The organism is Micromonospora sp. NPDC050686, from assembly GCF_040654475.1.
GTDB lineage: Bacteria > Actinomycetota > Actinomycetes > Mycobacteriales > Micromonosporaceae > Micromonospora.
Window position 1 is genome coordinate 1 of sequence record NZ_JBFAID010000035.1, and the last position, 23,730, is coordinate 23,730.

General features: G+C 72.7%; 19 protein-coding genes and 1 pseudogene. 3 read left to right on the forward strand and 17 right to left on the reverse strand.

All coding sequences use genetic code 11. The annotated features are described in order from the left end of the window. Positions 1-155: 155 nt before the first annotated feature. The 14 genes and pseudogenes from AB0H57_RS21230 to AB0H57_RS21295 form a co-directional block, all read right to left on the reverse strand. The gene (locus AB0H57_RS21230; protein ID WP_357508940.1) at positions 156-593 is read right to left on the reverse strand and encodes a hypothetical protein; all 438 of its coding nucleotides are present in this window, start codon (positions 591-593) and stop codon (positions 156-158) included. A gap of 43 nt (positions 594-636) precedes the next feature. Further along, on the reverse strand, positions 637-1,197 hold the full coding sequence (locus tag AB0H57_RS21235; RefSeq protein ID WP_357508942.1) for an isochorismatase family protein: 561 nt from the start codon (positions 1,195-1,197) through the stop codon (positions 637-639). A 56-nt stretch (positions 1,198-1,253) separates the two neighbouring features. Continuing rightward, a complete protein-coding gene (locus AB0H57_RS21240; RefSeq protein ID WP_357508944.1) occupies positions 1,254-2,648 on the reverse strand; it encodes a GH1 family beta-glucosidase in 1,395 nt (464 codons plus the stop codon). Next, positions 2,645-4,882, reverse strand: coding sequence for an alpha-xylosidase (yicI, locus tag AB0H57_RS21245; protein WP_357508946.1), 2,238 nt, complete (start codon positions 4,880-4,882; stop codon positions 2,645-2,647). Before yicI ends, AB0H57_RS21240 begins: the two co-directional genes overlap by 4 nt. Continuing rightward, complete coding sequence (locus AB0H57_RS21250) at positions 4,879-5,754, reverse strand: carbohydrate ABC transporter permease (protein ID WP_357508948.1); 876 nt, start codon at positions 5,752-5,754, stop codon at positions 4,879-4,881. Before AB0H57_RS21250 ends, yicI begins: the two co-directional genes overlap by 4 nt. 1 nt (position 5,755) lies before the next feature. Next, positions 5,756-6,715, reverse strand: coding sequence for a sugar ABC transporter permease (locus AB0H57_RS21255; protein WP_357508950.1), 960 nt, complete (start codon positions 6,713-6,715; stop codon positions 5,756-5,758). A 55-nt stretch (positions 6,716-6,770) separates the two neighbouring features. After that, positions 6,771-8,075: an extracellular solute-binding protein gene (locus AB0H57_RS21260; RefSeq protein WP_357508952.1), complete on the reverse strand. Its 1,305-nt coding sequence runs from the start codon at positions 8,073-8,075 to the stop codon at positions 6,771-6,773. Beyond that, complete coding sequence (locus AB0H57_RS21265; protein WP_357508954.1) at positions 7,999-9,174, reverse strand: LacI family DNA-binding transcriptional regulator; 1,176 nt, start codon at positions 9,172-9,174, stop codon at positions 7,999-8,001. The genes AB0H57_RS21260 and AB0H57_RS21265 overlap by 77 nt, the downstream gene beginning before the upstream one ends. 156 nt (positions 9,175-9,330) lie before the next feature. Continuing rightward, on the reverse strand, positions 9,331-10,236 hold the full coding sequence (locus AB0H57_RS21270; protein ID WP_357508956.1) for an amidohydrolase family protein: 906 nt from the start codon (positions 10,234-10,236) through the stop codon (positions 9,331-9,333). Between the two features lie 15 nt (positions 10,237-10,251). After that, positions 10,252-11,061 (reverse strand): metal-dependent hydrolase, encoded by an 810-nt coding sequence (locus tag AB0H57_RS21275; protein ID WP_357509056.1) that lies wholly within the window; start codon positions 11,059-11,061, stop codon positions 10,252-10,254. Between the two features lie 236 nt (positions 11,062-11,297). Then, positions 11,298-13,376, reverse strand: coding sequence for a protein kinase (locus tag AB0H57_RS21280; RefSeq protein WP_357508958.1), 2,079 nt, complete (start codon positions 13,374-13,376; stop codon positions 11,298-11,300). Between the two features lie 154 nt (positions 13,377-13,530). Continuing rightward, positions 13,531-14,109, reverse strand: coding sequence for a DUF1707 domain-containing protein (locus AB0H57_RS21285; RefSeq protein ID WP_357508960.1), 579 nt, complete (start codon positions 14,107-14,109; stop codon positions 13,531-13,533). A gap of 561 nt (positions 14,110-14,670) precedes the next feature. Then, positions 14,671-14,997, reverse strand: a pseudogene (locus AB0H57_RS21290) (glycogen/starch synthase); the annotation flags it as partial. Between the two features lie 148 nt (positions 14,998-15,145). Then, positions 15,146-17,086: an amylo-alpha-1,6-glucosidase gene (locus tag AB0H57_RS21295; protein WP_357508962.1), complete on the reverse strand. Its 1,941-nt coding sequence runs from the start codon at positions 17,084-17,086 to the stop codon at positions 15,146-15,148. A 42-nt stretch (positions 17,087-17,128) separates the two neighbouring features. On the opposite strand from AB0H57_RS21295, the gene AB0H57_RS21300 reads away from it, so the two are divergent. The 3 genes from AB0H57_RS21300 to AB0H57_RS21310 all read left to right on the forward strand — a co-directional run bounded on the left by AB0H57_RS21300 (position 17,129) and on the right by AB0H57_RS21310 (position 21,444). Continuing rightward, positions 17,129-19,861 (forward strand): glucosidase, encoded by a 2,733-nt coding sequence (locus AB0H57_RS21300; RefSeq protein ID WP_357508964.1) that lies wholly within the window; start codon positions 17,129-17,131, stop codon positions 19,859-19,861. Positions 19,862-19,928: 67 nt separating this feature from the next. Further along, entirely contained in the window at positions 19,929-20,645 is a 717-nt protein-coding gene (locus AB0H57_RS21305; protein ID WP_357508966.1) for an HAD family hydrolase, read from the forward strand. 10 nt (positions 20,646-20,655) lie between these two features. Continuing rightward, complete coding sequence (locus AB0H57_RS21310) at positions 20,656-21,444, forward strand: DUF4184 family protein (RefSeq protein ID WP_357508968.1); 789 nt, start codon at positions 20,656-20,658, stop codon at positions 21,442-21,444. A 354-nt stretch (positions 21,445-21,798) separates the two neighbouring features. On the opposite strand, the gene AB0H57_RS21315 is transcribed toward AB0H57_RS21310, so the two are convergent. The 3 genes from AB0H57_RS21315 to AB0H57_RS21325 all read right to left on the reverse strand — a co-directional run bounded on the left by AB0H57_RS21315 (position 21,799) and on the right by AB0H57_RS21325 (position 23,506). After that, positions 21,799-22,074, reverse strand: a complete 276-nt coding sequence (locus AB0H57_RS21315; RefSeq protein ID WP_357508970.1) for a hypothetical protein — start codon at positions 22,072-22,074, stop codon at positions 21,799-21,801. A gap of 48 nt (positions 22,075-22,122) precedes the next feature. Next, entirely contained in the window at positions 22,123-22,554 is a 432-nt protein-coding gene (locus tag AB0H57_RS21320; protein WP_357508972.1) for a hypothetical protein, read from the reverse strand. Between the two features lie 247 nt (positions 22,555-22,801). After that, the gene (locus AB0H57_RS21325; protein ID WP_357508974.1) at positions 22,802-23,506 is read right to left on the reverse strand and encodes a VOC family protein; all 705 of its coding nucleotides are present in this window, start codon (positions 23,504-23,506) and stop codon (positions 22,802-22,804) included. Positions 23,507-23,730: the final 224 nt, after the last annotated feature.

Genomic DNA, 23,730 nt, shown 5'->3' on the forward strand with positions numbered 1-23,730 from the left:
CCGCCGCCATCTGGCACAACAACAAAACCGGCGCACCCGTCACCCGATCCCTGATCGCCTACGACCACTGACCGGCTTCGGAACTACTCGTCTAGTGCGGTATCGACGAAAGTTCACCGGGTGAACGGTGATCTCGGCCAGAACGCTGTTCCCGTTCAGTCGGCCCGGACGAAGCTCATGTCCATCCAGTGCTGCCAGCCGGGACCACCGTCGGAGCGATCCCACCTGGCCGACATCGTGCGGCCGTCGTCGGCGACGGTGAGCGTCGCCCGCATCGTCCCGTCGGTGAAGGTGAAAACGCCCTCGGCGTCCACGCTCGCCCGCATGGTGCTGAACGTTCCCTGGCCATCGAACGCCCGCATGGCCCAGGTGCCGTCTGTCGGATCATGCTCGCCGATCAGCTCGATGACCCGCACCCGTTGATCGCCCATCAGCACGTCGACGTGATGGACGAGAAAGCCGTTGTCGAGCCACTCGTAGGTGTCGGTCCCGCTGATCGTGACGGCCGGGCCGAAGGGGCCGGGGACGGTACGGCCGGACGACCGCCACCGGCCCACGAGCGGTTCCAGTGCCTTGAGCTGGGGATTGTTCATCGCTTCTGCCCTCCTTGGCATGACGCCACCCGGCGAACGAAAGTCAGGACGGGGTGTTGAACTGGACCTCCTTGGTCTCGACGGTGCCGGCGGTACGGCCCGGCGCCGCCTGGTAGCGCCAGTACAGGTTGGTGTGCGCGACGACCTGTTCCACCGGCGGGGCACCCCACGCCGTCTTGTCGCCGGCGGTGTGCGCGTCCCCCACAAGCGTGGTGTCGTAGCCGCGGACGAAGGCGCCGTGCAGCGTCGAGCGGATGCAGGCGTCGGTCTCCGCGCCGGTGACGACGAGCCGGCCGACCATGCGCTCGGCGAGCACCGACTCGAGCGTGGTGTCCTCGAACGAGTCGCCGTAGTGCTTCTCCACGACCGGCTCGCCGTCGGCCGGCACCAGCTCCGGCACGATCCGCCAGTCGTCGCTGCCCCGGACGAGCCCGTCGTCGGAGTGCTGCACCCAGACCACCGGCACCCCCTCCCGGCGGGCCTTCTGCACCAGGCCGGCGATGTTCGCGACCACCTCGTCGCGCCGGTGTGCCCCGCCGACGACGTCGTTCTGCACGTCGACCACCAGCAGGGCGGTGTGCGGGCGGTTCTCAAGCGTGGTCATGGGTCTGCCTCTCCACGTGGGGTTCACGGAGACACTAGGCCCGCCCACCGACATTCTCAGTCCGGCAGCGCGTTGCCGGCCACCAGCTCGCGGTACCAGTGCGCGCTGTCCTTCCAGGTCCGCACCTGGGTGTCGTAGTCGACCCGGATGATGCCGAACCGACGGTCGTAGCCCCACGCCCACTCGAAGTTGTCCAGCAGCGACCAGACGAAGTAGCCCCGCACGTCGGCGCCCTGGTCGATCGCCGCGCCGACCGCGTCGACGTGCCGGCGCAGGTAGTCGACCCGGCGGTCGTCGTGCACCGCCCCGTCGGGGGCGACCTCGTCGGCGAAGGCCGCCCCGTTCTCGGTGATCATCAACGGCAGGTGCGGGTACTCGTCGCGCAGCCGCAGCAGCAGCTCGGTCATGCCGCTCGGGTCGATGTTCCAGCCCATCGCGGTGTGCGGGCCGGGCTGGGGGAGGAAGTCGACGTCACCGGCGCCGATCCACGGGGAGTGCGCGGAGCGGCCGTGCCCGTCGGCGTCCGACCGGGGCGACACCCCGTCCCAGGTCCGGACCAGCGTGGTCGAGTAGTAGTTCACCCCGAGCACGTCCAGCGGCACCGCGGCGGTGCGCTCGTCGCCGTCGCGGACGAACGACCAGTCGGAAACCGGCGCCGTGTCGGCCAGCAGGTCCGCCGGGTACGCGCCGTCCAGCAGCGGGCCGAGGAACGCCCGGTTGGCCAGCGCGTCGATCCGGCGTACCGCGTCGGCGTCGGCCGCCGAGTCCGACGCCGGCCGGATCACGTGCAGGTTCAGCGTCACCGACAGCCGCGCCCGGGGCGCCAGCTCGCGGACCACCCGGCCGGCCAGGCCGTGCGCCAGGTTGAGGTGGTGTACGGCGGCCAGGGCGGCGGCCGGTTCGGTACGCCCCGGCGCGTGCACCCCCGAGCCGTACCCGAGGTACGCCGAGCACCACGGCTCGTTGAACGTGGTCCAGGTGTCCACCCGGTCGCCGAGCGCGCCGACGATGTCCGCCGCGTAGTCCTGGAAGCGCAGCGCGGTGTCCCGGACCGGCCAGCCGCCGGCGTCCTCCAGTTCCTGCGGCAGGTCCCAGTGGTAGAGCGTGGCGACCGGCCGGATGCCCCGCTCCAGCAGCCCGTCCACCAGCCGGGAGTAGAAGTCCACCCCGGCGGTGTTGCGCTTGCCGCCGGGGAACACCCGGGGCCAGGAGATGGAGAACCGGTACCCGCCGAGGCCCAGCTCCGTCAGGTGGCCCAGGTCCTCGGCCCAGCGGTGGTAGTGGTCGGCGGCCACGTCGCCGGTGTCGCCGTTCAACGTCCGCCCTGGGGTGTGGCTGTAGGTGTCCCAGATCGACGGCGCCCGGCCGTCCTCGTCCGCGGCCCCCTCGATCTGGTACGCCGCCGTCGCCGCCCCCCACAGGAAGCCCGGCGGGAAGGTCCGTGCCGTCATCGCGCCACCTCCGAGTCCACCACGTCCCAGCCGTACCCCGACGACGTGCCGGCCACCAGCTCCACGGTCGCCGCACCGTCGGCGTACCGTACCGCGAACTCCGCGCCCGGCCCGCCGCCCGGAGCGGGAATGCGTACCCGGGTGCGCTGCCCCGGCGTCGGCGCGTACAGCCGCAGCCGGACCCCGTCGGCCCACTCGTAGTCCGGCCGGTCGTGCCGGTCGCCGAACGGGATCACCGCGCCGGGCCGGGCCAGCACGGGCAGGCTGTCCGGGGCGTGTTTCTGGGTCACCCAGGCCGGCCCGGTCAGCCGCTCGCCGGTGACCAGGTGGGTCCAGGTGCCGGCCGGCACGTAGAAGGTGACCTCGCCGTCGGCGTTGAACACCGGCGCGACCAGCACGTCCGGGCCGAGCATGTACTGCCGGTCCAGGTACGCCGCGGTCGGGTCGTCGGGGAACTCCAGCAGCATCGGCCGCATCACCGGCACCCCGTCGCGGTGCGCCTCCTCCGCGGCCGCCGCCAGGTACGGCATCAGCCGCAGCTTGAGCCGGGTGAAGTGGCGCAGCACCTCCACCGCCTCCTCGTCGTACGCCCACGGCACCCGGTACGACCCGGAGCCGTGCAGCCGGGAGTGTGAGGAGAGCAGCCCGAAGGCGATCCACCGCTTGAAAACCGCCGGGTCGGGGGTGCCCTCGAACCCGCCGATGTCGTGGCTCCAGTAGCCGAAGCCGGAGGCGGCCAGGGAGAGCCCGCCGCGCAGCGACTCGGCCATCGCGGTGAAGGTCGACTCGCAGTCGCCGCCCCAGTGCACCGGGAACTGCTGCCCGCCGGTGGTGGCGGACCGGGCGAACAGCACCGCCTCGCCCTCGCCCCGCTCGGCCTCCAGCAGTTCGAAGACGGTCTTGTTGTAGAGGTAGGAGTAGTAGTTGTGCATGCGCTGCGGGTCGGAGCCGTCGTGCCAGCTCACCTCGGTCGGGATCCGCTCGCCGAAGTCGGTTTTGAAGCAGTCCACCCCCATGTCCAGCAGCACCTTGAGCTTGCCGGCGAACCAGGCGGCGGCGTCCGGGTTGGTGAAGTCGACCAGCGCCATGCCGGCCTGCCACTTGTCCCACTGCCAGACCGAGCCGTCCGGGTTGCGCACCAGGTAGCCGGCCTGCCGGCCCTCCTCGAACAGGTACGACCGCTGCGCGATGTACGGGTTGATCCACACGCACACCTTCAGCCCGCGTTCGTGCAGCCGGCGCAGCATGCCCTCCGGGTCGGGGAAGGTCGCCGGGTCCCAGACGAAGTCGACCCAGTGGAACTGGCGCATCCAGAAGCAGTCGAAGTGGAACACCGACAGCGGCAGGTCCCGCTCGGCCATCCCGTCCACGAACTCGGTGACCGTCTTCTCGTCGTAGGAGGTGGTGAACGAGGTGGACAACCAGAGCCCGTACGACCAGGCGGGCACCCGGGCCGGCCGGCCGGTGAGCGCGGTGTAGCGGCGCAGCACGTCCTTCGGTGTCGGGCCGTCGATCACGTGATAGGTGAGCACCTGCCCGGCCACGCTGAACTGGGTCTGCGACACCACCTCGGAGCCGATCTCGAACGAGACGTGCTCCGGGTGGTCGACGAACACCCCGTAGCCGGCGCTGCTCAGATAGAACGGCACGTTCTTGTAGGCCTGCTCGCTGGCGGTGCCGCCGTCGGCGTTCCACACGTCGACGACCTGCCCGTTCTTGACGTACGCGCCGAACCGCTCGCCGAGGCCGTAGACGGTCTCGCCGACGCCGAGCGCGAGCCGTTCGTGCACGTACGCCCCGCCGTCGGCGTCGGTGACCACGCCGACGCTGCGCTCGGTGGACGAGGTGACCAGCCGGTCGCCGCGCAGGAAGTCCACCCGCCACCGGTCGACCAGCGCGACCCGGACGGTGAGTTCGCCGGTGGTCAGCGACGCGCTGAGCCCGGTGACGTCGACGGTGACCGGGTGGTCGGTGGTGCTGTCGAGGGTGAAGCGGGGTTCCCGGGGCAGCCCGCCGCTGTGGTGGCCGATGGTCACCCCGACCACCCCGGGGGCGGGGGAGAAGAACCGTACGGTGATCACCGGGCGGTTGAGGGTGTCGCCGCGGCCGGTGATCCGGCCGGCGGGTGCGTACACGGTGAAGCCGCGCTCGTCCGGTTCGACCGACTCCACCACGCCGGGGCGCAGCACGCTGACCCCGGGGCGCAGCTGCCAGTACCCGTCGGTGAACTTCACTTCTCGGCTCCTACCGTGATGCCGCGACTCAGCGTGCGTTGGAAGATGAGGAAGAACAAAATGGCCGGGACGAGGCTGAGCAGCGCACCGGCGTTGGTGGTCGGGGCGTCCATCAGCCGGTCGCCCTGCAACGAGGCGAGCGCCACCGGGACGGTCTGGGTCTCGTTGTCGATCAGCATGACCAGCGGGATGAGGAACTCGTTCCAGGTCCAGATGAAGAAGAAGACCAGCAGCACCGCGAGGGTGGGCCGGAGGTTGGGCAGCACCACCCGCCACAGCGTGGTCCACGTGCCGGAGCCGTCCAGCGCCGCTGCCTCCAGCAGGCCCTTCGGGAAGGTGCCGAGCACCGAGGCGAGCAGGTAGGTGCCGAACGCGCTCTGGATGACGGTGAAGATGATGATCACCGCGAGCCGGGTGTTGTAGAGGCCGGCCTCCTTGGCGAAGTAGTAGAGCGGGTAGACCAGGGACTCCTGCGGCAGCATGTTGGCCAGCAGGAACGCGCCGACGATCCAGAGCCGGCCGCGGACCCGGCCGATGCCCAGGGCGTACGCGTTGAGCAGCGACACCAGCACCGCCAGCACCGCCACCGAGCCGGCGATGAGGGTGGAGTTCCACAGCTTGACCGGGAAGTCCGCCTCCCGCCAGTAGCTCACCAGGCCCCGGGTGTAGAACTCGCTCGGCCAGCTCAACGGGCCGTTGGTCGAGTAGTCGCCGGGGGATTTGAAGGCGTTGAGCAGCATCACGGCGAACGGCACCAGCATCAGCAGCGCGGCCAGGGTGACCGCGGCGAGCACCAGCCACCGGGTGACGCCGCGGTGGTGCCGGTCCGGCGCGCGCCGGGTGGTGCCGGCCGGGGTGAGCGTGACGGCCATGTCAGCGACCCCCGTCGCGTCGTTCGGCGCGGTGCTGGGCCCGGATGAACAGCAGGGCCACCACCACGATGATCAGCGTCAGCACGGTCGACACCGCCGAGCCGTAGCCGACCTGGAGCTTCTTGAAGAAGGTGTAGTAGGCGAAGTACGACGGCACGTTGGTGGCGTTCTCGGGCCCGCCGCGGGTCAGCGCGTAGATCGGCCCGAACACCTTCATCGCGGCGATGGTGCAGGTCAGCGCCACCACGAAGGTCTCCGGCCGGATCTGTGGCAGGGTGATCGCCCGGAACCGGCGCCACCAGCCGGCGCCGTCGATCTCGGCCGCCTCGTACAGTTCCGGGTCGACCCGCTGCAGGGCGGCCATGAAGACCACCACCGGGTAGCCGAGCTGCACCCAGATCATCACGCCCATCACCGCGGGCAGCGCGGTGTCCGGGTCGCCGAGCCAGTCGTGCCGCCACCCGTCGAGCCCGACGGCGGTGAGCAGGCCGTTGACCGCGCCGTCGGGGCGCAGGATCCAGCCCCAGACGATGCCGGCGACCACCACCGGCAGCACCTGCGGCAGGTAGAAGGCGGCCCGTAGCGCGGCGGCGGTACGCGGCCGGAAGCGGCGGCCGATGGTGTCGAAGAGCACCGCGGCCAACACCAGCCCGACCAGGGTCGGCACCACCACCATCGCCACGATCATGGCGAGGGTGTTGCGGAACGAGGTCCAGAACACCTCGTCGTCCAGCAGCCGGCGGTAGTTGTCCAGGCCGATGAAGGTGGGGTCGCCGATGCCCGACCAGCGGGTCAGCGACAGGTACCCGGTGTAGCCCAGCGGGACGCCGATGACCAGCGCGAAGAGCACCGTGCCGGGGAGCAGGTACAGCCACCACGTCAGGTCGCGGCGCCGGCGGCGCCCGGGTGGGGTGGGGGTGCGGGTCGCCGGTGGGGCGACCAGGGTGTCGGTGGAAGCCATTGCCAGATCCCCTCCGGTGGCGGGCGGGTCCGTCGCCCGGCCCGCCCGCCACAGGTCAGCCGCGCTTGATCTCCGCGACGCCGTCGGCGTACGGCTTCGCGATCGCGTCGAGGACCTGGTCCGGGGTCTTGGACTGGTTGATCAGCCCCTGGAACCCGGCGACCAGCACGTCGTAGTAGCCGGGCACCGGCCAGTCGGGGTAGAACGCCAGCCCGTCGGAGGAGCTGATCCGGTTGAAGTCCTCGATCAGCTTCCGGTCCTTCGGGTCGCTGATCTTCGTCGCGTCGGCGGCCACCGGCACGCCGCCGTTGTTGCCGATCAGCGCCTGGATCTCCGGCCGCATGGTGATGTCGATGAAGTCGTACGCCAGGCTCTTGGCCTTGCTGTTGGCCGGGACCACCCAGAGGTTGCCCGACGAGCCGGCGTTGAGGGTGTTGCCGGGGAACAGGAAGGTGTCCCAGTTGAACTTGATCTCGCTCTTGAACCGGCCGAACCACCAGCTGCCGGAGACGATCATCGGGGTCTTGCCGGCGATGAACGCGGTGCCCATGTCCTCCGCCTTGGCGCTGGCGGAGTCCTTGGCGACGTAGCCCTTGCGCACCCACTCGGCGAAGGTGTCGGCGCCGTACTTCAGCGGGTCGGCGTGGAAGTCGACCGGGTTCTTGTAGAGCTGGTAGTTGTCGACGAAGGCGCGGTCGGCCTTCGCGAGGGCGAGCTGGTAGAACAGCTGCCCGGCCGGGTACTCGGCGCCGGCGGTGCCGAGCGGGGTGACGCCCTTGGCCACCAAGGTGTCCATCGCGGCGGTCAGCTGGTCCAGCGTGGTGGGCACGGTGACGCCGTGCTTCGCGAAGAGGTCCTTGTTGTAGTAGACCATCACGTACTCGCCGTAGTTCGGCACGCCGAACCACTTGCCGGAGCCCATCACGCCCTTGTCGTCGTACCGGGCGGTGGTCTGCAGGCTCGGGCTGAGCGCCTTGTCCCAGCCCCGCCTGGTGGCCTCGTCGGTCAGGTCGGTGAGCAGGCCCTGGGCGGAGAGCAGGCCGGCGGTGGCGTTGCCCTTGTTGTACTCCATCACGTCGGGGCCCTCGGCCGAGTTGATGATCATGCCGGCGTTCTGCTGGACCTGCTCGAACGCCTTGCGCTCGAAGGTGACCGTGACGTTCGGGTGTTCCTGCTTGAAGATCTCGATGGCCCGGTCCCAGGCCACCCCCATCGCGCTGTTGGCGCCCTCGTAGTGCCAGAGCTTCAGGCTGGTGGCGTCGGCGCCCTCGCCGCCGTCGTCGTCACCGCATGCCGTCAGCCCCGTGGTCGCGAGCGCGGCCACCAGGGCCGCCGCCGCGATCCTGCGGATTCGTCGCATTGCTAGTCTCCTCGGTGAGTATCGAGCCGGTACTCCTCCTGGCCCGCCGCTGCGTGGCAGCGCGGCGGCGGGCTGTCCCGTTCCTGGTACGCGCCGGACCGCTGGAGCCCCGGACCTCCAGCGCGCACGGCAGCAACTGCTGGCGGACCTCGTCCGGATCGACGTCGAGGTTGCGCAGCAGGGTCTGCACCGCGGTCCGGCCCATCGCCGAACCGGGGGAGGCCATCGCGGTCAGTGCCGGGGTGGCCAGTTCGGCGACCTGCGGCGAGGTGACCATCGAGACGACCGAGACGTCGTCCGGCACGGTCAGCCCCCGCCCGGCCAGCTCGCCGAGGATGCCGAAGATGGCCCGCTCGTTCATGGCCAGCACCGCGGTCAGGTCGGGGGCCTGGGCGAGGGCCTCGGTGAGCGCCCGCCGTCCGCCCGCCGCACTGTCCTCGGCCGGGATCATCAGCGGCGCGAGGCCGTGCTCGGCCATCGCGGCGGCGAACGCCTCGCCGGTGCGGGCGGCCGGGCCGTAGCCGGTGGCGATGGTGTCCGCCGAGTGGTTGACGTAGACGATCCGCCGGTGGCCGAGGCCGACCAGGTGCACGACGGCGTCCGTCACGGTCTGCGCGAAGTCGATGTCGACGTAGGACAGGCCGGTGGTGTCCGCGGTCCGGCCGATCAGCGCCAACGGCACCCCCGCCTCGCGCAGCACCGGCACCCGGGCGTCGTCGAGGCGCACCTCCATCAGCAGCGCGCCGTCGAGCATCCGCTGGCTGGCCAGCCGCCGCAGGTCCTCGGCGTCCTCGGCGCCGACCGGGGAGAGCACCAGGTGGTAGCCGGCCTCGCTCGCGGCGGCGGCGGCGCCGGTGACGAAGGCCGTCTCGGTGGCGCCGAGACCCCGGTCGTCCATCGGCAGCAGCAGGCCGAGGATGCGGCTGCGCCGGCTGGCCAGCCCGCGGGCCATCGCGTTGGGCTGGTAGTCCAGCTTCGCCATCGCGGCGAGGACCTTCTCCCGGGTGGTCTGCGAGATCGGGCGGGCCCCGGTGAGCACGTACGACACGGTGCTGAGCGAGACCCCGGCGAGGCGGGCGACGTCGTGCATGGTGGCCATCCGCGCGCCTCCCTCGGTGCTCCCGGCGGGGGTTGTCGAAACGCTTCGACTAACCGTTTCGACGAAAGTAGGGCACCTGTTACCGGCCCGTCAATACCCGATGACGACCCGGCGCCCCCGGGCGGTCGCGGACCCGGGGCTGAGCCGGACCCCCGTTCAGTCCAGGTCGAACAGGGTGGCGGCGTTGTGCCAGCAGACCGCCCGCAGCCAGTCGTCGTCCAGCTCCAGCCGGGCCAGCCCGGTCAACTGCGCCGCGTACGGGTACGGGATGTTCGGGAAGTCGCTGCCGAGCAGCACCTTGCCGGCCAACCCCAGGTCGCGCAGCCGGGGCAGCTCACCCGGTGGGAACGGCACGAACCGGTCGAAGAACGGGGTGAACGCCATGGTCGTGTCCAGCCGCACCCGCTCGTACGCCTCGGCCAGGTCGAGGAACGCGGCGTAGTCCGGGGCGCCCAGGTGCGCCACGATCGCGGTCAGCCGGGGATGCCGGGCCAGCAGCGCGGCGAACGGCTCCGGGCCGGTCTGCGGGGTGCCCACCGGCGCGTGCCCGGCGTGCACCACCACCGGCACCCCCGCCTCGGCGAGCAACCCCCAGCAGGCGTCCAGCGCCGGATCGGTGGGCAGGAAGCGGCCCACCTGCACGTGCACCTTGAACACCCGGGCTCCGGCGGCGAGGGCGTCGGCGACGTACCGCCCGGCCGACGGTTCCGGGAAGAAGGTCGCCGAGGGCAGGCAGCCCGGCGTGGTCCGGGCGAACTCCAGCGTCCAGGCGTTCAGGTCGGCCGCCATCCCGGGCCGGTGCGGGTACGCCAACGCGCTGAACGCCCGCACCCCGAGCCGGCGCAGGTGGGCCACCCGATCGGCGTCGTCCCACCGGTACCGGATCGGCCACTCGGTGCCCACCAGCGGCCCGGCCGCGTCGAAGTACGCCCACACCCGCCGCAGCAGCCGGGGCGGCAGGAAGTGCACGTGCACGTCGGCCAGCCCGGGCAGGCCGAGCGCCCGCCAGAACGCCGGCACCGCGGCGTCCTCCGCCGGCGGTGACCCGGGATCGTGGTGCACCGCCACGGCGTACCGTCAGATCTCGATGTCGAAGCGGCGCAGCAGGCCCGGCGCGAGCAGCCCGACCGCGGCGAGCACCGCCACCACCGTCAGCGCGGCCCGCAGCACCACCACCTCGGCCTTGCTGCCGGTGCGCAGCGCGATGCTGTTCGGCAGGCCGATCATCGTCCACATCCGCCGTTTGATCGGGATGGGCCAGAGGATCGGCACCCCGGCTCGGGTGATCATGTCGCCGAGGATGTGCACGAAACAGCCGACCCCGACCGCCAGCCCGATCATCGGATAGCCCCGGTCGCCGGGCAGGTTGGCGAAGGTGAACCAGGCGGCGGCGGCCGAGGTGAGCGTGACGATGACCCAGCCGGCCCGTTCGGCCCACTCGTCGAACAGCCCGCGCAGCGCCAGGCCGATCATGAAGAACAGGATGCCGACCACCGCCCACTTGCCGTACGCGGTGCACAGCGCGGTGGTGCCCCAGCCGACCAGCACGGTGAACGGGATGGTGTGGGTCAGCGTCCGGTGCCCGTTGTTGCGGCGCGGGTCCTTGCTGAGCTTGGTGGCGTAGTAGACGCCCAGCGAGATCTTCTCCATCACCTCGGCGACGAAGAGGGAGAACACCCCGAAGGTGCGGGCCACCGTCGCGCCACCCTGGTTGCGGGTCACCTTGCCGGAGAGGTCCAGGTCGGGGAAGAGCGCGCCGCCGGCGCAGACGGCGGTGCCCACGGCCAGCGCCAGCGGCGACTGGTGGTAGTCGGCGAAGTGCTCCAGCGCCCAGGACCCGGCCAGCCACACCGTCGCGCCGGACAGCGCGTGGGACGGTCCCATCATGCCGCTCTCGCCTCCCCAGAGGATCTTGATCCACAAACTACGCCACTGTGCCAGAGCGGTTTCGAGCGGGCAATCAGCCGACCGTCCACACAGGAAAGTGGCTCAGCCTCCGGGGCCGAACCTCTGCCGGATCATCAGGAAGTACTCGCGGTTGGCACCCTTCGGTCACCGCGGGTACACGATATCCAGCGGTCCGCGTTTTCTCAGCGGACGGCGACCGTGCCGCGCACCCCGGCTCAGGCCGGGGTCACCTGCGTCGACCCGCCGGAGCGGAAGCTCTGCCGGACCACCCCGAGCTGCCCCGCCGCGACCGCCCAGTCGGCGTCCGTGGTGCTCCAGCCGATCGTCCACCCGCGCAGGCCGCCGCCGGGCAGCAGGCGCAGCGCCCGCTGGCGGGCGCCGAACGGCGCGTCCCACCGGCACTCCCACACCCGGTCGCCACCGTCCGCCCCGAGCCGTACCTTGTCGTACCCGGGCAACGCCCGCTCGTCGATCGTCCGCCGTTCCTCGGCCCGCAGGTGGGCCAGCGGGTCCACCGCGTCGGCGCTGAGCGGCTCCACGCTGAGCGTGCGCAGGCTGTCCGGGTCCCGGAAACAGGCCACCCGGCCCTGCTGGCTGCGCAGCCAGCCGACCGGCACGGCGATCCGGTAGCCGGTGCCGTTCTGCCAGGTCCAGCCGGCCGGCGGGCGGAAGCCGTGGTCCATCGTGGTCGGGCCCCGGCCGATCGGCTTGCCCACCGGGTCCGGCCGCAGGCAGGGAAACGGCGGCGGGTTGCGCCCGTCGCGGGGGCCGGCGCGGTCCGGGCCGGCGCCGGGCGGGTCCGGCTGGCCGCTCGGCGCGGCGCTGCCGCCCCGCGCGGGTGCACCGCCCTCGCCCTCCCGGGTCACCGCCAGCGCGGTGCCCACCCCGGCAGCCACGGCCACCACCAGCGCCATCGTCAGCAACGCCCACCGTTCGTCGGCCAGCCGCCGCAACGGCCCGCCCGCCGGGCGGTGTGCCGGACCGCCGGCGGCTGCCCGGTCGTACCCGGGCTCGCCGGCCCGGCGCTGCCCCGGCCCCGGTGCGCCGGCGACGGCGGGATCGAGCGGCCCGGTGGGCCAGCCGGGGCCGGTGCTGCTCGGCGGCGGGGTGGCCGGCTGCGCACCGGCGGCACCCGGCGCGGTCTCCGGCCAGCCGGGCCCGGCGGCGGGCCCCGGGTTCGCGGCGGCCAGCCGGTCGTCGCTGCCCCGGGGCGGCCGGGCCGGTCCGCCCCGCCGGCCGGTGCCCGTGCCGCCGACCGGGTGGAACAGCGGCGGCACGGCGGGCTCCGCGGGCCGGGCCGGCGGGGCGGGCGGTGCGGGGCTGGTTGGCGGGCTTGCGGGGCTGGTGGGGGCGGCGTCGGCCGCCTCGGCGCCCGCGCCCGCCCGGGCCGGCCCCGGCCAGGCCGGCGGCGGGGTGACCAGCCCGGCCGCCGGGCGGGCGACCGGCATCCGCGGCACGGTCGGCGGCTCGGTGGTCGGCACCGGGCGGGTGACCCTCTCCAACCCCCGGGCCGTCCCGTCGTGCCGGGCCCGCTTGCGCGGATCCCGCCGCAGCAACCCCTCGAGGACCGGGCGCAGCGGACCCGCGTTCGGGGCCGGGTCCGGTGGCGACGAGGCCAGCGCGGCCAGCGTCGCCATCGCGGTGCTGCGGGCGTACGGCGAGCGGCCCTCCACCGCGGCGTGCAGCGTCGCGCCGAGCGACCACAGGTCGGCCTCCACGGTGGACACCCCGTCCCGGGCCCGTTCCGGCGCGACGAACTGCGGTGAACCGAGCACCATGCCCGGCCGCGTGGTGAGCCCGTCCCCGCTGTCGAAGGTGGCCAGCCCGAAGTCGGTGAGCATCACCCGGCCGTCGTGCGCGATCAGCACGTTCTGCGGCTTCACGTCCCGGTGCAGCACGCCGGCGTCGTGCGCGGCGCGTAACGCGGCCAGCAGGGACAGGCCGATGTCGGCGGCCCGGACCGGGTCGACCGGGCCGCTGGTGTCCAGCACCGTCTGCAGGGACCGCGAGGGAACATACTCCATGATGATCCACGGGTGGTCGTGCACCTTGACCACGTCGTAGACCCGGACCACGTTGGCGTGGCTGAGCCGGGCGGCGGTGCGCGCCTCGCGCAGCGTACGCAGCCGCAGTTCGTCGCGTTCGGCCTCGGCCAGCCAGGCCGGCGGGACGATCTCCTTCACCGCCACCTCGCGGTGCAGCACCTCGTCCCGAGCCCGCCAGACCCGGCCCATTCCGCCCCGTCCGACCATCTCGAGCAGGCGGTACCGACCGGCGATCACTACCTGCTGCACGGTTCTCCTCACCGTTGGCCGACGTACACGTTAACCAATGGATCGGAGCAGACCTATCGGCCGGCGGATCTCATCTTGGGCGCACCGCTGCCTCGGTGGCCGCGGGCGACGGGCCGCGCGGTGGACGGTCGCCGAGGTCGAACCGGCGCGGGCGCTACCGCCAGCGCTTGCGCGGCGGCCGGACGGTCACGTCGCCGAAGATCACGCGGCATCGCACCTCGATCACCGCGGCGTCGGGTGCGACCGGACCGCGCAGCTTGGACAGCCTGCTGCCGAAGACGGCGGTGCCGGTCAGCCGGACGTCCGAGCCCTCCGGCACCACGACCGTCACGCTGCCGAAGATCGCCACCGCGTCGATGGTGGTCACCTGCCGGCGCAGCTGGGTCTCGTGCAACTCGAGGTGGCAGTCGCCGAAGACGGCGCGGGCCTCGATGTGTTCCGGTGCCGGCCAGGCACCCTTGCGCAGCTCGTCGCCGAAGATCGCCACAAGCCGTTCCGGCTTCGACGCGGCCGGGCGGGCGAGCGATCGGCCCGGTGCGGCCGGCAGGTCGGTGGTGAGCCTGGCCAGCTCGCCGCGGGTCACCGAGGCGTGGGCGGCACCGGCCCGTTCGGTGTACTCGTCGAGGGTGAGCCGGCCCTCGGCCACGGCCGCGCCGAGCAGCTCCACGACCTCTTCCCGTTCCCGGTCGGAGACGCGCAGCCGGTCATCGTCGTCGTACCGTTCCCGTTCCACGCGCCGAGCCTACTGGTGCTGAGCTGGGCAGCCGCCGCTTCCAGCGCCACCATCCCGAACGGCTCGTAGAGGCTCGGCACGACGGTGGCGTCGGCGCGGGGGCGGACGCGCCAGGCCCGGTCGTCGACCCCGTTGGGCACCACCTCGACCTGCTCGGCGGGCGCGCCGAACAGGGTGGTGGTGACCTGGTCTCGCATTTGACATCCTCCACCGCCATAAATGGCAGGGATTCCCTCCGCGCTGCGCGCGGAACGCGCAACACCCGGGCGGGTTCCTGCTTCACCGCGGCCAGCCGGGACAAGTCCTGGTCTTACGTCCGCTCCACAGGCGTTTACCGTCTCCGCAAGCCCTGCGGCGACGTTGTCACGCTGTGTCGGTCGTGACACTTCGGAGCTTCCGGAACTACCCTTCGCCCCGCACGTGATCACCTTATCACCGTCTGCTGACGTCAGGTCAACGGCACGGCTCGGGCCTTGACGGCCCTCCCAGCGCGGGCCTTCCCCCCCGCCCTGAAGCTGAAGGGCGGAGCACCGGCCCGCACCTCGGTAGCCGGAGCAGGTCGGCGGCGCGCAGGGCGGCGCGGGTCAGGGTGTGGTTGAAGGCCATCGTCCAGGTCAGCAGCGAGCTGGTGGCCAGGGGGAAGGTGACCGGGTCCTCGGCGGCGCGCACCACCCGCACCCCGTCGACGTGTTCCTCCAGCGTGGCGCCGTCGGCGTGCCTGGTGACGACGGTGACCTTGTGGCCGGCGGCGGCCAACGCCACCGACAGGGCGTGTACGTGGCGGCCGAGTCCGCCGACGAGCACCGGCGGGTACTCCCAGGAGAGCATCAGCACCCGCTGGCGCCGGGCGGAGTGGATGTCGATCACGTCGGCGGCTTCCGGCGACATACGGCCCCCTTCGAGTTGTGTCCCGCGCAGGCGCGCCCGGAGCGCCCTGGTCGGGGGTGCCGGGGTGTCGCCTGGGTTCGTCACCATCCTTACCGGGAGTGGATAACCAGCGGAGACGTCGCCGTTGCGGCGATGTAAAGCCCGCCTGTCAGGGTCGCCGCACGCGGAGAAGTTCCGCCACCGACCAGGCCTGGAAGGGGCAGCCGGTCGCGGCGTGCGGGGCGAGGCCGTCGGCCGTCTCGCTGACCGAGCCCAGCCCGTACTCGGTCAGGTGACCCTCGAGGCCGACCAGCAGGTCGTCGGTCGGCAGCCCGGCCCGCCGGTGGGCGTCGACCAGCGGACCGGTCCACCACGGCCACACCGTGCCCTGGTGGTACGCCCCGTCGCGGTCGGCCGGGCCGCCGCGGTGCCGGCCGGCGAAGCCCGGCGAGTCGGGGGAGAGGCTGCGCGGGCCGAGCGGGGTGGACAGGCCGGCCCGCACCCGGCGCAGGGCCGGTTCGTCCGGCTCCAGCGGGGCGTACGGCAGCGACCAGGCCAGCAGCTGGTTGGGGCGCAGCAGGTCGTCGTCGTGCCGCGCCGCCCTGCCCAGCGGGTACGCCGGCGCCGGCCCGTCCACCACGTCGTACAGCCAGCCGGTCGGGGCGGGGAACCGGTCCCGGAACGCCGCCCGGGCCCGCTCGTGCAGCCGGGGCAGCTCGCCGGCGTCCCCCCCGGTCAGCTCGGCCAGCTCCACCAGGCCGGCCAGGCCGCTGACCCAGAGCGCGTTGACCTCCACCGGCTTGCCGACCCGCGGGGTCACCGGCACCCCGTGCACCCGGGCGTCCATCCAGGTCAGCGCCACGTCCGGCGGACCGCCCTGGGTGATCAGCCCGTCGGCCGGGTCGACGGCGATGCCGTACCGGGTGCCGGCCAGGTGCGCGTCGACGACCCCGCGCAGCGCCGGCAGCAGCTCGGCGCCGAGGTCGGTGTCGGCGGTGCGGACGACGTGCCGGTTCACCGCGTGCAGGAACCAGAGCGTGCCGTCCACGGTGTTGTACTCGACCCGGCCGGTGTCGGCCGTGTTGGCCAGCATCCCCTCCGACAGCGTCGCCGCGTACGAGCGCAGCAGCTCCCGGCCGAGGTCGGCCCGGCCGGTACCCAGGAACAGCCCCTCGTAGGAGATCATCGTGTCCCGCGACCAGGCGCCGAACCACGGGTAGCCGGCGACCACGTCCACCGGGGCGTCGTTGGTGCGCACCACGAACGCGTCGGCGGCCAGGGCCAGGGTCGCCTCGACGTCGTCGTCGGGCTTGGCCGCCGCCACCACCGCGCGGTTGCGCCGCCGGGCGGCGGCGACCACCTCGGGCGCCGGTGGCGGGGCGGGTGCCGGGTCGTGCGCCCAGGCCAGCACCGACACGGTGTCGCCGGGGCGGCGCAGCACGTCGTGGAACCGGCCCGCGTACCAGAGGTCCTCCGCGGCGGGCAGGCCGCGGGTGGCCTCCTCGCGGTGGTGTGCCCCGCGCCACCAGTGGCCCTGCGGGGTCCAGCCCGGCCCGGACAGCCGGTACGCCCCGTCGATCACCGCGCCGCCGTCGACCGGTTCCATCCGCAGCGGCGGGCCGTCGGCCCGCCGCTCGCCGTGCGCGTCCCGCCAGGTGCCGGCGGCGGCCAGTTCCAGCTCGACCGGACCGCCGCTGACCAGGCGGTGCACCACCGCGACGCAGGACCGGCCGGGCAGCATGGCCAGCTCCCGTTCGATCACCACCTCGCCGATGCGCCACCGCCAGCGGGGCAGCCCGTCGGTCAGGTCGAAGCGCTCCAGCAGTTCGAAGCCGCGCGGGTCGACGTCACCGGAGGCCCATTCGTGCGCGCCGAGCCGGGCCCGCGCCCCGGACGGCATGATCACCGTCGGGTCGAGGCTGGCGAGTCCCACCTTTCGGGAGGCCGGGGTTTCTCCCGGCACCACCAGCAGCCCGTGGTAGCGGCGGGCACGCAGCCCGGCGACCGTACCCATGGCGTAGCCGCCGAGGCCGTCGGGGACCAGCCACTCGCGTGCGGCGGCGCTGGTCAGGTCGCCGCAGACCTGCGGGCCGAAACGAATCTCGATCAACTTTCCTCCACCACCGGCGAGGTGTAACACGCCACGACGACAATGGCCGCTGTGGTGAAGTACCCCGGCGGCGTCGAAGATGTGCAGGTGATCACTGACCGCCCGACTTTCGCGACCCCCGACCCCGAGCGGCTCCGGCTCGCCCAGGCCGACGCCGGGGAGCAGGACTGGCGTGCATGGGGTCCCTATCTGTCCGAGCGGGCGTGGGGGACGGTGCGGGAGGACTACAGCGAGCACGGCACGGCCTGGGACTACTTCCCCCACGATCATGCGCGGTCCCGAGCCTACCGGTGGAACGAGGACGGCATGGCGGGCGTCTGCGACGACCGGCAGACGTTCTGCTTCGCGCTGGGGCTGTGGAACGGGCGGGACCCGATCGTCAAGGAGCGGATGTTCGGCCTCGGCGGCGACGGCGGCAACCACGGCGAGGACGTCAAGGAGTACTGGTGGTATCTCGACAGCACCCCCACGCACTCCTGGATGCGCTGGCGCTACCACTATCCGCAGGCCGCCTTCCCGTACGACGAGCTGGTCGCGGTCAACGCGCTGCGCGGCCGCGACGACACCGAGTACGAGCTGGTGGACACCGGGATCTTCGACGACGACCGGTACTGGGCGGTGACCGTCGACTACGCCAAGGCGTCCCCGACGGACATGTGCATCCTGGTCACCGTCGCCAACCGGGGTGACCGGGACGAGACCCTGCACGTGCTGCCGAGCCTCTGGTTCCGCAACACCTGGGCCTGGGGGCTGCCCGGCGGCGACCGGATCCCGCGGCTGGTGGGCACCCCGGCCGGTCGGCGGGGCCGGGCCCGGGCCGGCGCGCGGCTGGTCGGCGAGCACTGGGTGCTCGGGCAGATCCTGCTGGAGGGCGACGGCGACCCGGTCCCGCTGCTCTGTGACAACGAGACGAACGCCGAGCGGCTGTGGGGGCTGGCCGGCGCGTCGCCGTACCCGAAGGACGGGATCAACGACCACGTGGTGGCCGGCGCGGCCACGGTCAACCCGGACCGGGAGGGCACCAAGGGGGCGCTGCACTACGTGCTGGACGTCCCGGCCGGCGGGCAGCGGCAGATCCGGCTGCGGCTGACCCGTACCGCCCCGCCGCCCGGCGACGCCGCCCCCCGCCCCGCCGACCTGGGCGACGGCTTCGACGCGGTGCTGTGGGCCCGGCGGGCCGAGGCCGACCGCTTCTTCGCCGACGTCATCCCGGCCGCCGCCAGCGCCGACGAGGCGTTGATCGCCCGGCAGGCCATCGCCGGGCTGATGTGGGGCAAGCAGTTCTACCACTTCGACGTGCAGCGCTGGCTGGACGGCGACCCCGGCTCGGCGCCTCCGCCGGCCGGCCGCCGGCACGGGCGCAACAGCGCCTGGTGGCACATGAACAGCTTCGACGTGATCTCCATGCCGGACCCCTGGGAGTACCCCTGGTACGCCGCCTGGGACCTGGCCTTCCACTGCGTCACCATCGCCCGGGTCGACCCCGGCTTCGCCAAGGAGCAGCTGCTGCTCCTGCTGCGCGAGTGGTACCTGCACCCCAACGGGCAGATCCCGGCGTACGAGTGGGCGTTCGGGGACGTGAACCCGCCGGTGCACGCCTGGGCGGCGCTGAAGGTGTTCGAGATCGACGGCTCCACCGACCACGAGTTCCTCGCCCGGGTGATGCACAAACTGCTGCTCAACTTCACCTGGTGGGTCAACCGCAAGGACACCGGCGGCAACAATGTCTTCGAGGGCGGCTTCCTCGGGCTGGACAACGTCGGCCCGTTCGACCGGTCGGCGGCGCTGCCGGTGGCCGGGGTCCTCGAACAGTCCGACGGCACCGGCTGGATGGCGATGTACGCGCTGAACCTGCTGGACATGGCGATCGTGCTGGCCGAGCACGACCGGGCGTACGTGGACACCGCCACGAAGTTCTTCGAGCACTTCGCGTACATCGCCGGCGCCGCCTACCGGCAGGGGCTGTGGGACGGTGAGGACGCGTTCTTCTACGACGTGCTGCGGCTGGCCGACGGCAGCCAGGTGCCGTTGAAGGTGCGCTCGGTGGTGGGGCTGCTGCCGCTGGCCGCGACCACCCGGCTCACCGCGCGTACCCTGCACCGGCTGCCCGAGCTGGGCGCCCGGCTGCGCTGGTTCCTCACCCACCGTCCCGAGTACGCCGACGTGATCGGCGCCCGCCGGCTCGGCCCCGACGGCCGCCAGCAGCGGCTGCTGTCCATGGTCGGGCCGGACCAGGTGGTCCGGTTGCTCGCCCGGATGCTGGACCCCGACGAGTTCCTCTCCGAGTACGGCCTGCGTACGCTCTCCCGCGCCCACCTGGACAAGCCCTTCTCGGTGACCCTCGGCGGCCAGGAGTTCTGCGTCGGCTACGAGCCGGCCGAGTCGACCAGTGGCCTGTTCGGCGGCAACTCCAACTGGCGCGGCCCGATCTGGATGCCGACGAACTTCCTGCTGATCAGCGCGCTGCGCGACTACGCGGCGTTCTTCGGCGACGACCTCCAGGTCGAGTACCCGACCCGGTCCGGGGTGAAGCGGACCCTCGACGAGATCGCCGACGACCTGTCCGCCCGGTTGATCTCCCTGTTCACCCGTGACGGCTGGGGCCGGCGGCCGATCTACGGCGCCGCCCAGCTGTTCCAGACCCATCCGGACTGGCGGGACCTGATCTGCTTCCCGGAGTACTTCCACGGCGACAACGGCGCCGGGCTGGGGGCCTGGCACCAGACCGGGTGGACCGCCCTGGTCGCCGACCTGATCCTCACCCTGCGCCGCTGAAATGCGGGTGAGGCGCCGGGGCCACGCCGAGTACGGTGACCCGGCACCGACACCTGGGAGGAGCAGCATGGCGCAGCCGCTGGAGGCGAAGGTCCTCGTCTTCGACGCCGACGACACGCTCTGGGAGAACAACGTCGTCTTCGAGCGGGTGATCGACGACTTCCTGAGCTGGATCGACCACCCGACCCTGGACCGGGCCGAGATCCGGGCCATGCTCGACGACATCGAACGGGCCAACGCGGTGGCGCACGGCTACGGCAGCAAGGTCTTCCTGCGCAGCCTCGGCGAGTGCCTGGAGCGGCTGCGGGAGCGCCCGGCCACCGACGTGGAGCGGCGCGACATCGAGGAGTTGGCCGCCGCGCTGATCGCCCACCGGGTGGAGCTGATGCCGGGGGTGGCGGACACCCTGGACGCGCTCGCCGGCCGGTACGAACTCCTGCTGCTCACCAAGGGGGAGCGGGAGGAGCAGCAGCGCAAGCTGGACGCCTGTGGCCTGCTGCACCACTTCGGGGCGGCGCACATCGTGCCGGAGAAGGACGTCGAGACCTACCGCTGGTTGGCCCGGGAGCACGGCTTCGACCCGGCCGCCGGCTGGATGATCGGGAACTCCCCGAAGTCGGACATCCGGCCGGCCCGGGCGGCGGGGATGAACGCGGTCTTCATCCCCAACGCGAACACCTGGGTGCTGGAGCACGACGAGCTGGACCCCGCCGATCCCGGGGTGATCGAACTGGCCACATTCGGCGAGCTGCTTCCGCTCTTCCGGCCCGGGGTGAGCCGGTAATGTCCGCCTTGTGCCGCTGACGTTTCCCTCTCACCTGGCGCCGGTGCTGCCGCTGAAGCTGTGGCGGCCGCACTGGTTCGACGGGGTGGCGCTGGCCACCGGCGCCGTCGCCCCGGACGTGGGATATCTGTTCACCGGCACCCGCCTCGACCCGGGCATGCGCACCCACACCCTCGGCGGGGTGCTCTGGTGGGGGCTGCCGGTGGCGCTCGCGTACGCCTGGATCGTCCGCCGCGTGATCGCCGGGATCGCGGCGCACCTGCCCTTCGCCCGGGCCTTCGCCTGGCGCGACCACGCCGCCCTCGCCGGCGTCCGGCACCCCTGGCAGGTCACCGCCTGCTCGGCGGTGATCGGCGCGGCCAGTCACGTCGCCCTGGACCGGGTCACCCACGACGACCGCTGGCTGCGCGCCCTGGGCATCGACTGGCAGGCGATCACCGGCATGCCCTGGTGGACCTTCTCCGATCTGGTCAGCAGCGCGGTGGGGGCGCTGGTCGTGCTGGCCCTGGCCCTGGCCGGGGCCCGCCAGGGGAAGATCTTCGACGGCGCGCCACCGCCCGTGCCGCCGGCCCGGCCGGGCGTCTTCTGGGCGGTGGCGCTGGCGGTCACCGGCCTGGGTGTCATGGTCCTGCCGGGGCTGCCCGCCGCGACGGTGGCCGCTCCGGCGGGGGTGCGGCTGCTGCACCTGGCCGCGCTCGCGCTGATCCTCGGTGCCGGGGCGGTGGGCGCCCGCACCGGGGGCCGTCCGGACGGCGGACGCACTCGCCGCCTCGTGGAGGAACAGCGCTGGAGCGACTGACCCCGTTACGCCGACATGCCGTGTTTCGGCTTTGGTGTCAATCACACCCGGAGTCGGCGGTCAAAAGCTTGTCCGGCCTGCGACGGGATGCCTAACCTGAGCCCGCGTCCAACGACTCTTCGGGGTGAGTTCGCGGGGCGTGCCGAAGTCCGGTAGGTGGGCACCGTGGAGCTGAGTGCAGAGCGGGCCGGCTCGCCGTAAGGAGCCCGGCGTTGGCGGCGTGCCACGCCTGCCGTGCTCCTTACGGCGAATTCCGCTACCACCGCCGGACGGCTGGGGGTCAGGACCGGGGAGTTGCGGACCCGGTCCTGACCCGTTTCTACGCCGGGCCCGCTGACCCGGCCGCCGGACGCCTCAGGAGACCCCGCCGCGGACGATCGCCACCGCCACCCGGCAGAACTCGTCCATGTCCGGGTTGAACCCGGCGGCGATGTCCGGGTGCAGGCCGGCTCGGGTCTCGTCGAGCAGTTGCCGGCAGACCACCTCGACCGGCTCGCCCGCGTAGCGGGCGCGCACCCGCTCGGTCGCCGCCTGCAAAGCCGAGGTCAGCTGATCCTCCAACGGGCCGCGCAGCTTCTGCTGCACGGGATCCAGCCCGCTCGGGTCGAGCGTGACATGTGGCTCCGACATTCGGCGCTCCCTTCGTCGGCGACCGCGGTACCCCGCCGCGGATGTCGGTCAAACCCTGGCCGGTACGGCGGCGACCCGCACCTGATAGGAGAACTCCTCCGCCGGCTCCTCCAGGTACGACAGGCGCCGGATCTGCCGGTCGTCGGAGTAGAGGGCGACGTCCACGAGGACGCCCAGATGGGTCAGCCCGATGTTCGCCACCCGCTTCTTGTCCTGGAGCACCGCGCACACCCCGCCCAGCAGGGTGCTGGCGTCGGAGGTGCGGTGCCCCGGTGGGCAGCGCAGCGTCAGGTCGACCTCGACCGGGCCGTCCAGTGGCGTCCAACCGGTTTCCTGGGCGGCCGCGCAGGCGGCCTGGAGCAGGGCGCGGACCCTCGCCGCCTGCCGGTGCCCGGCGGCGAAGACGGACAGCGCCTCGGTCTTGACCGGGGGCAGGCCGCTCACCTCGAACGTCAGGGCGAGAGCGCGGGTGTCCTGCACGACGGCACCTCCTCGTGGGAACGATCCTGACCGACCGAGGGCCGGGCGGAGGGTACTTCCGCGAGAACCAACCGATCGGGCAGGCCGGGTCGGCCCGAGGCTGAGCGGCCCGAGGTCAATCAGGCCGAGGCCAAGCGGGTCGAGAGGCGTATCGACATCGACGGCGACGCGCCGGCTGGGCGGCAGGTCACACGCTAGTCGACCGGGAGCGCGCTGGGTAGCCACCCGGTCACCAGGTGAGATGTGGTCAGGCGTTCGGCTTCGGGGCGAAGGCGCAGAACTCGTTGCCCTCCGGGTCGGCCAGGATCCACCAGCTGATCCGCTCGTCGGGCTCGCGCAGCAGGGTCGCCCCGGCGCGGATCAGCTCCGTCGGCTCCGGGCGGGTGAGGTCGACGTCCCAGTGCATCCGGTTCTTCACCCGCTTGCGCTCGGGCACCGGATCGAACACCCAGTAATCCCAGGGGAAACCGGCCGCGCCGACCACCGACGCGTACCCCTCCTCGGTGGGTTCCACCCGGCCGCCGGTCACCCTCGCCCACCAGGTGGCCTGGGCCACCGGGTCGGCGCTGTCCACCACCAGCTCGAAAACCCCGGGGCGGGGGTTGTCGCCGGGCGGGAAGGCGCAGAACTGGTTGCCCTCCGGGTCCGCCAGCACCCACCAGCCGATCTCCGCGTCCGGCTCGCGGACCAGCCGTGCGCCGGCGGCCATCAGCGGCCCCGGGTCGGCCGTGGGCAGCCGGAGATCCAGGTGCACCCGGGTCTTGCCGGTGCGCGGCTCGGCCACGGTGTTGACCCACACCGCCTCGGCGCCGGAGCGGGTGCCCCGCGGGTCCACCCGGGTGTCGCCGTCGCCGGTGTCGACCAGGTCACCGCCGAGCATCCCGGCCCAGAAGGCGCCCAGGGCATGCGCGTCGGTGGCGTCCAGGCAGAGATCCTTGAAGCGCGCGATCATGCAGCCCACTATGCCGGTCGGGTCCGACATCGCCCGCGTCGCCTGGCGCGATATACGGCAACCAGGGCTCACTTGTCACCGAAACAGCGCGGACTGCCGCAAGCCGCGGCGGGCCGACCCGGCCCGCCTATGTGGCCGTCCGGCCGGCGATGTGCCGCATGGCGGCGGCCACCCGCCCGGGATGACCGCGATCTGCCGCAAACGGCGCCCATCCGTCGGTGGGT